General features: G+C 43.3%; 10 protein-coding genes and 1 pseudogene. 4 read left to right on the plus strand and 7 right to left on the minus strand.

The genetic code is table 11. The features are described 5' to 3' along the window. From SORDD24_RS11855 to SORDD24_RS09345, 4 genes are all read left to right on the plus strand, one after another. A partial coding sequence (locus SORDD24_RS11855; protein WP_231082746.1) for an HAD-IIB family hydrolase occupies positions 1-294 on the plus strand: 294 nt, incomplete at its 5' end. 278 nt (positions 295-572) lie between these two features. After that, positions 573-1,562: a PTS sugar transporter subunit IIB gene (locus SORDD24_RS09335; protein ID WP_061409808.1), complete on the plus strand. Its 990-nt coding sequence runs from the start codon at positions 573-575 to the stop codon at positions 1,560-1,562. Between the two features lie 76 nt (positions 1,563-1,638). Further along, positions 1,639-2,451, plus strand: coding sequence for a PTS mannose/fructose/sorbose transporter subunit IIC (locus SORDD24_RS09340; RefSeq protein ID WP_061409809.1), 813 nt, complete (start codon positions 1,639-1,641; stop codon positions 2,449-2,451). 14 nt (positions 2,452-2,465) lie between these two features. After that, on the plus strand, positions 2,466-3,377 hold the full coding sequence (locus SORDD24_RS09345) for a PTS system mannose/fructose/sorbose family transporter subunit IID (protein WP_038804607.1): 912 nt from the start codon (positions 2,466-2,468) through the stop codon (positions 3,375-3,377). A gap of 62 nt (positions 3,378-3,439) precedes the next feature. Here SORDD24_RS09345 and SORDD24_RS09350 read toward each other — a convergent pair. From SORDD24_RS09350 to SORDD24_RS09380, 7 genes and pseudogenes are all read right to left on the minus strand, one after another. Continuing rightward, positions 3,440-5,669: pseudogene (locus SORDD24_RS09350) on the minus strand (HAD-IC family P-type ATPase). Between the two features lie 167 nt (positions 5,670-5,836). Then, a complete protein-coding gene (gene pepC / locus SORDD24_RS09355) occupies positions 5,837-7,171 on the minus strand; it encodes an aminopeptidase C (RefSeq protein WP_061409812.1) in 1,335 nt (444 codons plus the stop codon). Between the two features lie 107 nt (positions 7,172-7,278). Continuing rightward, entirely contained in the window at positions 7,279-8,001 is a 723-nt protein-coding gene (locus tag SORDD24_RS09360) for a pseudouridine synthase (RefSeq protein WP_061409814.1), read from the minus strand. A gap of 73 nt (positions 8,002-8,074) precedes the next feature. Next, positions 8,075-8,305 (minus strand): GlsB/YeaQ/YmgE family stress response membrane protein, encoded by a 231-nt coding sequence (locus SORDD24_RS09365; RefSeq protein WP_000901575.1) that lies wholly within the window; start codon positions 8,303-8,305, stop codon positions 8,075-8,077. A 9-nt stretch (positions 8,306-8,314) separates the two neighbouring features. After that, positions 8,315-9,556: an aminopeptidase gene (locus SORDD24_RS09370; RefSeq protein WP_061409817.1), complete on the minus strand. Its 1,242-nt coding sequence runs from the start codon at positions 9,554-9,556 to the stop codon at positions 8,315-8,317. 21 nt (positions 9,557-9,577) lie between these two features. After that, a complete protein-coding gene (locus SORDD24_RS11370; protein WP_061409820.1) occupies positions 9,578-9,730 on the minus strand; it encodes a hypothetical protein in 153 nt (50 codons plus the stop codon). 19 nt (positions 9,731-9,749) lie between these two features. Next, positions 9,750-14,141, minus strand: coding sequence for a PolC-type DNA polymerase III (locus tag SORDD24_RS09380; protein ID WP_061409823.1), 4,392 nt, complete (start codon positions 14,139-14,141; stop codon positions 9,750-9,752). Positions 14,142-14,326 lie beyond the last annotated feature (185 nt).

Below are 14,326 nucleotides of genomic sequence, written 5' to 3' on the forward strand. Positions count from 1 at the left end.
CACCAACTATCCATCAATACTTGGGGAGGCCCCCTCAACATCCTCGAGTGTACTCCCAAAGGGGTAAATAAGGCCTTTGCCCTCGAATATTTGCTCAATGTGATGAATCGTGACAAAAAAGACTTAATTGCCTTTGGTGATGAGCAAAACGATAGAGAAATGCTGGCTTTCGCAGGCAAGGGATATGCCATGAAAAATGCCAATCCGGACTTGCTTCCCTATGCAGATGAACAACTCCCACTAACCAATGAAGAAGATGGTGTTGCCCACGCCTTACAAGAGTTATTCCTATAAAAAGGAAAGGTTGCTGTTCTGCAACCTTTCCTTTTGTTTTCATACAGTTTTCATAACTAGGGCTTATTTTTAGTATTTTTATATTAAATTTTCTAGCTTTATTTTCATACATTTTTTAAAAATCTTATTATATTAACATTTTGTAGAAGTGTTTTTATTGAAAACTTTCCTGTTTTTAGAAAAAGTAGTTGATTTTTATATGAAAACGGTTTATACTTAATTAGGCTTAAAGTTTTCTTAAACACACAGTCAAACATTTTAAAGGAGGAATGACAATAATGAGTATCGGAATCATTATTGCGAGCCACGGCGAATTTGCTGCGGGTATTCATCAGTCCGGATCCATGATTTTTGGTGAACAAGAGAAGGTTCAAGTTGTAAGCTTTATGCCAAATGAAGGTCCAGATGATTTATACGCTAAGCTCAATAACGCTGTTGCTGCATTTGACGCAGAAGATGAGGTTCTAGTATTGGCTGACCTTTGGAGTGGATCTCCATTCAACCAAGCTAGTCGCGTGATGGGAGAAAATCCAGAACGTAAATTTGCCATCATCACAGGACTAAACTTGCCGATGTTGATCCAAGCCTACACAGAGCGACTTATGGACGCGAATGCAGGTGTGGATAAAGTCGCTGCGAATATCATTAAAGAAGCCAAAGATGGCATCAAGGCTCTTCCAGAAGAGCTTAACCCAGTTGAGGAAGTTGCAAGTGCTGCAGCTACTCCAGTTGCCCAAGCTGCTATTCCAGAAGGAACAGTTATCGGTGATGGTAAACTGAAAATCAACCTTGCTCGTCTAGACACTCGTCTCCTTCACGGTCAGGTTGCCACTGCTTGGACTCCAGATTCAAAAGCGGATCGTATTATCGTTGCTTCAGACAACGTTGCAAACGACGATTTGCGTAAAGAATTGATCAAACAAGCAGCTCCAAACGGAGTAAAAGCCAACGTTGTCCCAATTCAAAAATTGATCGACGTTGCAAAAGACCCACGTTTCGGCGAAACTCATGCCCTTATCTTGTTTGAAACTCCACAAGATGCACTTCGTGCTATCGAAGGTGGCGTGCCAATCAAGACCCTTAACGTTGGTTCTATGGCTCACTCAACAGGTAAAACAATGATTAACAACGTTTTGTCTATGGACAAAGAAGACGTTGCAACCTTTGAAAAAATGCGTGACCTCGGTGTTGAATTTGACGTACGTAAAGTACCAAACGACACGAAAAAAGATTTGTTTGACTTGATTAAGAAAGCAAACGTTCAATAATTAGAATCTTCTTCTCTCAAACTCTTGGAAGAAAGATTTTACACTTTATATAATTAAATAGAAAAGGAATAAAACCATGTCAGATATTTCAATCATTTCTGCTATCTTGGTTGTAGTTGTTGCCTTCCTTGCAGGTCTTGAAGGTATCCTCGACCAATTCCAATTCCATCAACCAATCGTCGCATGTACCCTTATCGGACTTGCAACTGGTAACCTTGAAGCAGGTGTTATGCTTGGTGGATCTCTCCAAATGATCGCTCTTGGTTGGGCAAACATCGGAGCTGCCGTAGCTCCTGACGCTGCTCTTGCCTCTGTTGCTGCAGCGATCATCTTGATCAAAGGTGGTAACTTTACTACTGATGGTATCGCCGTTGCAACTGCAACAGCTATCCCTCTTGCCGTAGCTGGACTTTTCTTGACTATGATTGTTCGTACAATCTCAGTTGGTTTGGTTCACACTGCTGATGCTGCTGCTAAAGACGGAAACTTTGCTGCTGTTGAGCGTGCTCACTTTATTGCTCTACTTCTTCAAGGTCTTCGTATCGCAATCCCTGCAGCCTTCCTGATTGCTATCCCTGCTTCTGCTGTTCAAGACGCTCTTGGTTTGATGCCAGACTGGTTAAACGGTGGTATGGCTGTCGGTGGTGCTATGGTCGTTGCCGTTGGTTACGCTATGGTTATCAACATGATGGCAACTCGTGAAGTATGGCCATTCTTCGCTATCGGTTTTGCTCTTGCAGCGATCTCTCAATTGACTTTGATTGCCCTTGGTGTCATCGGTGTTGCCCTTGCCTTCATCTACCTTAACCTTACAAAACAAGGTGGAAACGGTGGCGGCGGAGCTGCAACTTCTAACGACCCAATCGGTGATATCCTAGAAGACTACTAGAAAGGGGAACAATCATGGCTGAAAAAATTCAATTATCAAAATCAGATCGTCAAAAAGTTTGGTGGCGTTCACAATTCCTTCAAGGTTCTTGGAACTATGAGCGTATGCAAAACTTGGGTTGGGCTTACTCATTGATCCCAGCTATCAAAAAATTGTACACTAAAAAAGAAGACCAAGCGGCTGCTCTTGAGCGCCACCTTGAGTTCTTTAACACTCACCCATACGTAGCTGCTCCAATCATGGGGGTTACTCTTGCACTTGAAGAAGAGCGCGCTAACGGTGTTGAAATCGACGACGCGGCTATCCAAGGGGTTAAAATCGGTATGATGGGACCTCTTGCTGGTATCGGTGACCCAGTATTCTGGTTTACAGTTCGTCCTATCCTTGGAGCTCTTGGTGCATCTCTGGCTGCATCTGGTAACCTTGTTGGTCCCCTTCTCTTCTTCTTCGGATGGAATGCTATCCGTATGGCCTTCTTATGGTATACACAAGAGTTCGGTTACAAAGCTGGATCTGAAATCACTAAAGACATGTCTGGTGGTATCTTGAAAGACATCACTAAAGGAGCATCTATCCTTGGTATGTTCATCCTTGCCGTTCTTGTACAACGTTGGGTGTCTATTAACTTTACTGTTAACCTTCCAGGTAAACAATTGGCTGAAGGTGCCTACATCAACTTCCCAGAAGGACCTGTATCAGGTGCTGAATTGAAAGGTATCCTTGGTCAAGCACTTGGTGGATTGAGCTTAGACAAGATTCAACCACAAACTCTTCAAGGTCAGTTGAACTCATTAATCCCAGGATTGATGGGACTTCTCCTTACTTTCCTTTGCATGTGGTTGCTTAAGAAAAAAGTATCACCAATCACAATCATCCTTGCCCTCTTTGCAGTAGGTATCGCAGCTCGTTTCTTCGGTATCATGTAATCCAAGCAATTGAATATGTAGATAAAAAAGAATCAGGATTAAATTCTGATTCTTTTTGTGTGTCAACTTTTTCTTCTAGTCAGATAATGCAAACCCCCAATTACTACTGTTAGGATGGCAACATAGAGCACTTGAGTAGCTTCTAAAGGCACAAAAGCACCTCGAATGATAAAGGTATTGGCAAGTACGCCAATAAGAGCTGCAAGGCTCAAAAACGTGAGCAAGACTAGTTTGTATCGATTAAAAGGCAGGCTGACCTTGGCAACGAGACACAGACCATTGACCAAAGCAAGGAGGAAGCAAATAAATTTAACCTGACCTGGGACAGTGATAAAGAAGTTCGTCAGGAGAACACTAGCAACCAGAATGCCACCACCAATCGCAGCATTAGTCAGGATATCTCTCATAAAATGTGTGCTGACCTTTTCATTATTGGACTCAAAAGTTAGGAAGAAGGATGGAATCCCAATCGTAATGGCTGAAATGATTGTAAACTGAATGGGGATAAAGGCAAATTCCAAACCAAATATCACACTTAGAATCGCAAATACAATGGAGAAGAAAGTCTTTGTTAGAAAGAGAGAGGCGACCTTTTGGATGTTATTGATGACACGGCGACCTTCCATCAAGATATCATAAAATACTGCAAAGTCATCTGTGAGAAAAACAATATTGGATACACTTTTGGCTGCACTGGTAGCTCCATTCATAGCAAAGCTGATATCTGCTTTTTTTGAGAGCTAGAACATCATTGACCCCGTCACCGCTCATAGCAACTGTTTTTCCAGCATTTTGCAAAACGGTCACCATCTTTTGCTTCTGTTCAGGTGTCACACGACCAAAGATATCGTGTTCTAAGACCACTCTTTCAAAGTCATCATCGCTCACCTTGGTCATATCAATCGCACGGGCTTCTTCCTTAAAACCTGCCTTACGAGCCACCCCATATACAGCCACATGATTATCCCCACTGATAATCTTCACTTCAACACCCTGAGATTCAAAATAGTCAAAGGTTTCCTTGGTATTTTCCTTGATCTCATCTGACAGAACGACATGCCCTAATAGTTCCATATCGGCTGGGCTTGTAATCTGGTCCTTGCTATGAGCAAGCGATAAGATTCGAAAACCTTGCTGTTTCAGATGTTCATAGTAAGGATCCATCGGTTGGGTAAAACCTAGAAATTCATAAGCACCGAAGAAATAGGTCCCACCCTCTTTTACTTGGACAAAGGAATACTTGTTTTTACTTGAAAAGGCACCAACTTCTTGAACTTCCCATTTTTTCTCACACGTTAAGTAAGTCTTCAGAGCCCGCGACGTCGCATTTTCATCCTCGAAATAAGCCAGATAAGAAGACAGTTTCTCTGCTACATTAGCATCCATTTCTTGGACCTTCATATTACCAGTCGTGATGGTTCCAGTCTTATCAAAACAAAGAACATCTACACGCGCCAAGGTCTCCACACAGTATAGTTCCTGCACCAGAACCTTCTTTTTAGCCAGCTTCATGGCCGCTACCGCCAGAGATACACTGACCAGGAGAATCAAACCCTCTGGAATCATGCCGACCAAGGCACCTGAACTTCCCAAAACAATTTCAACATAAGACCGTCCTAGACTAAAACCTCTGACATAAAGCAGAATGGCAACTGGCACCAGCAAGATGGAGACGATTTTTAAAATCTTATCCATATAATCGCGCAGTTGAGAAGGGTATTTTTTGAATTCCTTGCTGGATTTTGCAAGTTTGTTGATATAACTATCGGGACCCACAGCTGTAGCAAGGACTAGACAAGTACCGCTGACAACATTGCTTCCGCTCATCAGCTTGTCACCAACTGTTTTAAAGACCGAATCACTTTCACCCGTCAGCAAGGACTCATCAACTTCAACATTCCCTTCCAGCACTTCTGCATCGACAGGTACCTGATCTCCCAGATTGAGATGCAGATACTCGCCCAGTACGATGTCCTCTGGATCAATCTCAATCGTTTGACCATCTCGATTGACCTTGTACTTACTTTTACCAAGCAAACTTAGCTTTTCCAAAGTATTTTTTGAACGCACTTCTTGGAAAATCCCGATAGCTGTATTGATAGCAATCACACCTAAAAAGAGCATATTCTCAAATCGCAAGGTTGTGGCTACCAGAACTGCCAGAGCCAAGTTCATGGCATTAAAAAAGGTAAAGATATTTGAAAAAATGATTTCCTTGGTCGTTTTATAAGGTTTAATATCGCTGATATTTCGTTGACGATCCTTGATGTCTTGACTGCTTAAATACTTCATTTCTACTCCGATATCCTTTTGTACTACTATAATAACACATATCCTTTCCTCTGTCATTTAAAGACTCAAAATAAGAAGAACTCCCTTGGCAAGCATTATCTATCACTACTTTAAGAAATTACTTGAAAAAAAGAGGCTAGGATTTCCCTAACCTTTTTCTTTATGATTTATTCTGCCAAGGCACCCATTGGATCCCATGGTGCGAGCACAATTGGTTCTGCTTCATAAGCAGCTTGTTCTTCTGCTGTCAGCAATTCCTTACGAACAACGATTTGGTAGGTGTATTCGTCCATCCAAGCATCTGAAGCAACAAAGTACCCATCTGTACCGACTTTGTCTCCCCAAGAGTTTTCAACCTTCCACTTAGTTGATTTGCCATTTTCGTCCAAGTCTACACCTGTCAAGACCATGGCGTGGGTCATCAAGCTTTCGCTGTAGTCCAAGCGTCCAGCCTTGTCTTGAGTGAGTTTAATGTCCATACTTGATTCAAAGTCATAAACATCTGTCGCAAGGATTCCAGCTTTGCGGTTGCTGAGCTGGCCGACATCTGAACCAAACCAAACAGTCTCACCTGCTTGCATTTGGGCAATCGCCAATTCTTTCAAACGCTCCATAGGAACGTTGATATAACGAACCGTACGGCTACCAACGACATTTCCTAACATCTCAACTGTATAAGATTTGCCGTAAGGCTTGTCAGCAGTTGGAGCATTGATCACAGAAACATAATCTTCTAGAGGTAGATTGACATATTTCTTGTAAAATTCTTGTGGTGTAATGCCCTTTTCGCTTTGGTAATTATTGTCCTTATCGCGATAAGCAAAGTCAAATTTACGTGGTGGAAGTCCTAGTGACATAGCAAGGAAGTTAAAGATTTCTTGCAAAAGCTCTTCTTTCTTGGCTTGAACAGTCGCTTGGTCTGCACCAGAAGCTAACAAATCACGCAAGATTTGAGCATCTTGGCGAAGCAATTTGTTGAGAATAGCATTTAGCTCACGGCTATTGCTAGATGAGATAGACTCAGGGTAAACAGACTTGGGCACGACACCGTATTTCTCAAAGAGAGAAACTACCATATCCCACTGACCACCATCTTGTTGTGGAGTTTGGAGTAGGAAGCTAACCTTGCGGCTTGTCAATTCTTGGTCAGCAGTCGCAATGACTTGCTCTAAGAACCAGTTAGATTTTTCATACTTGTCCCAGAAGAAGGTGTGGGCTTGTGACAATTCAAAGTTTTCAAGTTTGTATTGAGAGATGAGTTTGTGGCGGAAAGTATTAAGTGCCGCAAACATCCAGCAACGACCAGAAGCCTTCTGGTTGGTCACCTTGTCCTTGGTCAAATCAAGCGAGAAAACAGGTGTATTGTCAACATGGCTTTGACGGCGTTCTAGGGCTGCGAAAATTCCGTTATGGCTGGCAGCATTTTCGATAGCTTGGTATTTTACATTTGCTTCATAGTTAGCAAATAATTGATCCGTAAATGATTCTTGAATTGCGTTCATAGATTCCTCCTTTTATTCTACTGTCTATTATAACTCTTTTCACAAAGGAAGCAACTGAAAAATGAAAAAGCAAGCCAAATAGACTCACCTTATTCATGTTATAGGAACTATTTCACACTAGCAAAAAGCAATTCGAGCTCTTCTTGACTGACGCGACGCCACTCACCCCTTTTCAGGTTCTCGTCTAAAATCAGTGTTCCCATCGTCAAACGTTGCAAGTCCACGACTTCCTTACCACAGTAGGCTACCATGCGTTTAACCTGATGAAACTTCCCTTCTGCTATGGTCACCCGAACCTGGCTCTCATCCTTATCTGAATCCACTGACAAAATCTCCAGTTTGGCCGGCTGGCAAGTAAAATCCTTAAGCGGAATGCCCTTGGAAAATGTTTCCACATCTTCTTGGGTCATAATCCCCTTGACTTGAGCCAAGTAAGTTTTATCCACATGACGTTTGGGTGAAAGAAGGGCATGAGCCAGCTGACCATCATTAGTCAAAAGCAAAAGGCCATGGGTATCAATATCCAAGCGCCCCACTGGAAAGACTTCCTTGGCGCGAGCATAGTCATCTAACAAGTCTAAAACAGTTCTATGCTTGGGATCTTCAGTCGCCGAAATGACTCCTTGGGGCTTGTTCATCATGTAGTAAACAAACTCCTCGTACTCTAGCACTTGACCGTCAAAACGAATTTGGTCTCTTTCTTCGTCAATCTGCAGTTTAGCTGATTTTTCTTTCTTGCCATTGACCGTCACGCGTCCAGCCTTGAGCAAGTTTTTGACCTCCGTCCGACTTCCCACAGCGCAGGCAACTAAAAATTTATCTAATCTCATAAAACTATTATATCATACTCAAAAGGAGGCTGGCCCAAGTGACCAACCTCCTTTTTTCTAATTTTTCAAAAAACTAACTTCCTCGTCTCCAGAAAATCGCTAAGACAATCATAGCTCCTAAAATAGCTGGGATAATGGCAGTTCCAGCTATAATTGGACCCCAAGTTCCAAAGAGCAAGTGGCCCAGAAAGGCACCAATCCAGCCGAGAAACATTTTTCCAAAACATCCCATGCTTTCCCCACGATTGGTCAAAGCACCTGCTAAGAGTCCCACTAGGAGACCAACAAACATACTTCCAAGCATAACTTCTCCTTAAATTGCCCAATCTCCATTGCGGAAGAGGGGTACGCGTGTTCCATCCTCACGGATACCATCGATATCCATTTGGCTAGAACCAATCATAAAGTCCACGTGAACATCTGAACGGTTCAGTCCTGCAGCTTCAAGCTCTTCTTCGCTCATCTCTGCACCACCAACAACACTGGTTGCATATGCTGCACCGATAGCCAAGTGGTTTGAAGCATTCTCATCAAAAAGGGTGTTGAAGAAGGTAATGCCTGACTGAGAAATTGGACTTGGATCTGGTACCAAGGCACATTCACCCAAGGCACGCGCACCAGCATTCTTAAAGACAAGGTCCTTCATAACCTGGTCACCTTTTTCAGCTGTAATATCAATGATTTGACCATTTTCAAAGGTTACTTTAATACCTTCGATGATATTTCCATTATAGCTAAGTGGTTTTGTAGAGGTTACATAACCATCTGCACGACGGAAGTCAGGCGCTGTGAAGACCTCTTCTGTTGGCATATTTGGTAAGAATCCTTCGCCCTGTGCATTAATTGCTCCTGCTGATTCCCAAATGTGGTTTTTCGGCAAACCAAGTGTCAAATCTGTGCCTGGCGCTGTGTAGTGAAGGGCTGAGAATTGCTCTTTATTGAGCATTTCCGCCTTGCTCTTAAGGATAGCAGCATGTTCTTCCCAAGCCTTAACAGGATCTTCTTCGTAGACACGGCAAGTTTTGAAGATTTGATCCCAAAGGAGGTCCACTGCTTCTTCATCGCTTGCTGCATTTGGGAAGACCTTCTTAGCCCACTCGAGTCCAGCAGCGGCTGCTACAGTCCAGCTGACCTTGTTGGATTGAGTTGCGATGCGCATTGGCTTCATCGCGAGTCCCATAGCTTTCGCAGAAGCTGAAAGCTTATCAGCGTCCACTCCGTTCAAGGCACCTGGATCAGATGAACGAACTCCTAGACGGCTAGCCTTGTTTTCCAAGAGGTAGTTCATCTCAGCAATCTTGTATTCTGGCACATTGTCCAGACGCTCCATCGGCGCGTGGAGGAATTTCTCACGGTTGATGACATCATCTGTCCACTGAACGATAACCTCGTGCGCACCCAGTGCATAGGCTTCTTTGACGATCAAGTGAGCCAACTCGCGTTGCTCCACATCGATAGAAAGAGCCAAAGTGTGACCAGGTTGCACGTTAATTCCATTCGCAACCAACAATTTCGCATATTTTTCTAGATTTTCTTTAAAATTTGGTAAAACCATTTTATTTTTCCTTTTCTATTGTTATTTCTCTTTAAACAGGGACAACAGGCTAACCGCTGCCACAGTGCCGCAAATCAAAGCGGTCATTCTCAAAATCGTATCAGGGTCAAGATCCAGCTGGTAATCAAACACCTTCTGCGCTGGCTTATCCTGAGCGGAAATGGTAAGTTTCATAAAAACCTCTTTCTATATTTTAGAAAAATTCATCAAATAAACTCAACTGGTTATCCTCTGGCATATTGCCGAGAATACCCATTTCATCCATCTTTTCAACCAAGGTAGATGACAGTCCGCCACGCTTGCGCAGTTCTGTCTTAGAGAGGAACTCACCCTCTTCACGCGCACGCACCAATTGTTTAGCAACGTTCTCTCCCAGACCATCCATAGCCACAAATGGTGGGATAAGGGTATCGCCATCAATCAGAAATTCAGTTGCATCACTGCGATAGAGGTCCAATTTCCCGAATTTGAAGCCACGTTCCCACATCTCATTGACAATCTCAAGAGTCGTGTAGAGATCTATTTCCACATTAGAGGCTTCATTATTCTTCCGTTTTTCAGCAATTTCTGCCATTCTGCGCTTGATGGCATCCAAACCCGCTCCCATGGTCTTGATATCAAAGGCCTTAGCACGGATTGAGAAATAAGCACAGTAGTAATAAATGGGATGGTGAACCTTGAAGTAGGCCACACGCAAGGCCATCATAACGTAGGCTGCCGCATGAGCTTTAGGGAACATGTACTTGATTTTTCCACAGGATTCAATATACCATTCAGGCACCTTATTGGCTTTCATGGCTTCGATATAGCCATTTCGTTCCTCCTCGGAAATCTTGAGCCACAAGCCCTTACGTACACGCTCCATGATGGTAAAGGCCATCTTGGGTTCGAGGCCCGCGTGCATGAGGTAAACCATGATGTCGTCCCGACAACCGATAACGGTTGATAGGTCAGCAATTCCTTGCTTAATCAAATCCTGGGCATTTCCCAACCAGACATCAGTACCGTGGGATAGACCTGAGAGTTGAAGCAATTCCGCAAAGGTTGTCGGATGGGTTTCATCGACCATCCCACGTACGAAGTTAGTTCCAAACTCTGGAATACCAAGCATACCAGTTGAGGTACCGATTTGTTCAGGTGTCACTCCAAGGATATCTGTACCAGAAAAGAGGGCCATCACGCCTTCATCATCCATAGGAATTTCATTGGGGTCAATACCAGACAAGTCCTGAAGTTTCCGAATCATAGTTGGATCATCATGACCTAGCACATCAAGTTTGAGGACGTTCTCATCGATATCGTGGAAGTTAAAGTGCGTGGTCTGCCATTCAGCGGTCACGTCATCCGCTGGATACTGAACAGGCGTAAAATCGTAGACGTCCATGTAGTTAGGAATAACAACGATTCCCCCCGGATGTTGTCCTGTTGTCCGCTTGACACCAGCAGCGCCTTGAGCGAGGCGTTCCACCTCCGCATCACGATAAAATTTCCCATAGTCCCGCTCGTAACCCTTGACAAAGCCATAGGCGGTCTTAGCAGCAACTGTACCAACCGTTCCTGCACGGAAGGCATATTCTGAACCAAAGATATCACGCACATCCAAGTGGGCGCTAGGCTGGTCTTCTCCCGAGAAGTTCAAGTCAATATCGGGAACCTTGTCCCCATCAAAACCAAGGAAGGTCTCGAAAGGAATATCCTGTCCATTTTTGCTGAGTTTGTGACCACAGTTTGGACAGTCTTTATTTGGCATATCAAAGCCTGAACCGTAGGAACCATCCGTGATAAATTCACTGTACTGACACTGACCACAGACATAGTGAGGAGAGAGAGGATTGACCTCCGTAATCCCAATCATAGTCGCAACGAAACTGGAACCAACAGACCCACGGGAACCAACTAAGTAGCCCCGTTCATTGGAACGTTGCACCAGCATCTGGGAAGCCAGATAAATCACGGCAAATCCATTCCCCAGAATGGAAGTTAACTCCTTTTCAATTCGCAAATCAACAATATCTGGCAGAGGATTTCCATAAATCTCAAAGGCCTTCTTATAAGTCAACTCAGCGACCGTTTCTTCAGCCTTGTCGATGAAAGGTGTATACAAGTCACCCTTAACGACCTCAACAGGCTCAAAAATTTCTGCCAAGGCATTGGGATTATCAATAACTAGCTTGTGTGCTAGCTCCTCGCCCAAGAAGGCAAATTCATCCAACATCTCATTTGTCGTTCGAAAATGAGCCTTAGGTAGCGGAGCCGGTTGGGCATGTTCGCCGTGACCGATGGTTCGGTTAATCATAGCCCCCTGGCCCAAACTACGGACGATAATTTCACGGTAAATCTCTTCTTCCGGTTCGATATAGTGGACATTTCCCGTAGCCAGAACAGGCTTGCCAAGGCGGTCTCCAACCTCTATCAAACTCTTGATGATGGTCTGAAGTTCTTCCATATCCTTGACCTGCTCCTTGGCAATCAAAGGAGCATAGATGGCAGGTGGCATGACCTCGATAAAGTCATAATACTTGGCCACTTCAACCGCCGCATCCACACCTTGAGAAACGACCGCATCAAAAACTTCACCTTCCGAGCAAGCCGACCCCAAAATCAAACCCTCCCGATGGGCATCTAGAACTGTTCTCGGAATCCGCGGCACTCCTTCAAAGTACTTGGTATTGGACAAAGAAACCAGCTTAAAGATATTCTTCAGCCCCACCTGATTCTTGACATAAATCGTCGCATGCTTGATTCGAGCTTTTTTATAAGAATCTGGACTAATCAAATCAATGTTTAGTCTAGCTAGATCCGTCACACCATGTTTGTCTGCTACCTCTTTGATAAAGATGAAAAGCAGACGACCAGTAGCTTCCGCATCGTAATTAGCCATGTGGTGGTGTTCAAGTGCTACACTAAAACGCTTAGTCAAAGGTCCCAAACCATGGCGTTTATACTCAGGATAGAGATTTCTAGCAAACTCCAGCGTATCGATAACTGGCTGGCTAATCTTAGGCAGACCATGACGCTCATAGTTGGCATTCATAAAGCCAACGTCAAAGGTGGCATTGTGAGCAACTAAAACTGTATCCTTGCAAAACTCTTGGAATTCTTGTAAAACTTGTTCCAGTGGTTTGGCATTTTTAACATGGTCATCTGTAATCCCAGTCAACTCAGTAGTAAAAGCTGACAAGGGATGGCCAGGATTGATAAATTCATCAAATTCAGCGATGATATTACCCTTGTACATCTTAGATGCCGCAACCTGAATCAAATCATTATAGATGGCTGAAAGACCTGTCGTTTCCACGTCAAAGACCACGTAGGTTGCTTCAGATAGATTCATCTCAACCTCATTGTAGACAATAGGAACACGATCCTCCACAATATTAGCTTCCATTCCATAGATTAGCTGGATTCCCGCTTTCTTGGCTGCCTTATAGCTATGTGGGAAGGACTGGACATTGCCATGGTCCGTAATTGCTACCGCCTTATGACCCCATTTTGCAGCTGTCGCAACGATTTCTTCGACCTCAGGCAGAGCATCCATAGTCGACATATTTGTATGAGCATGAAACTCAACCCGACGCTCACCTTCTGGCATCAAATCCTTCCGCTCATAGTGAACAACTTCCTGCACATCCTGCACGTTCATTGTCAAATCGCGTGTGAAGTTATTCATCTCCACATTCCCACGAACTCGGAGCCATGAATTCTTCTTAATGATATCAAACTTCTGAGCCTCTTCTTCATTCTTGACCCATTTTTGCATTGAAAAACTTGACGTGTAGTCCGTCATTTTAAAATTGATCAAAACGCGACCAGTTCTAGTCACTTTATGTTCCACATCAAAAACGACCCCTTCAAAGACCAAACGATTTTCCTCAGTCGTCACATCAATCATCTGGGTAACTTCTGCCTTGTCTAACTTTGGCTTGGCTGCAGCTTTCTTAGCCTGAAAATCAAAGGCTGGCTTCTCTTCTACTGGAGGAGGAGCCATTTGTTCCAGTTGCTCCATAGCCCGGAGCGCTTCCTCATTGGCAGCTTGAACAATCTGTTCATTCTCCGTATGGAAGGCTTCCTCCTGCTCTTGTGTAAGAGCATCGTTCTTTTCTATTTGGCATACAAAAGCTGGAAAACCAAACTTTTCGAGTTGCTGTGCCAAATTAGGAAGATGATTCTTCTTAAAGTGCTCCTTATCAATCGCCTCTGAACCTTCAATAATGAGTTGATTTCCCTCCGCACGAACGTTTAAATTCTGGTAAAGAGATTTAAACCCCTGACTTGCACATGGACCTTCAGAAAAGGCCTCTCTATAGTAGGCCTGCAAGAGTTGATTAGAAAATTCTTGAGACAGAGCCTTGATTTCGAAAACAGCTCGGCTTCCTGTCTTAGAAAATTCTTCACCAAGCCCTTTCTTTAACTCTAAAAAGATTTCAATCGGTAAAATATTAGAAAATACAAAATGAAATTCCCAAATCTTACTAATTTTATGAACCACAACACGCTCAATTCTAGCATCAACAAGAGCAGGATCCCGTCTCAATTGATCAGAGATTCCTAGTTGATTCATTAAAATTTCAAACTTACTTGACATTCATTTTCCTCACATTATTCTCTTACTATTTTACCATAATTAAAGAAAATATATAGTCACTACCATTCCTTAAGTACTGCTAGTACTCACAAAATTATTCCCATAAACAAAAAAAGATTCTCAGAATCCCCTTGATAAATAAAAAAAGATACCCTTAAGTATCCTCGTGATTGATCGGGAAGACA

The organism is Streptococcus oralis, assembly GCF_001579175.1.
GTDB lineage: Bacteria > Bacillota > Bacilli > Lactobacillales > Streptococcaceae > Streptococcus > Streptococcus oralis_O.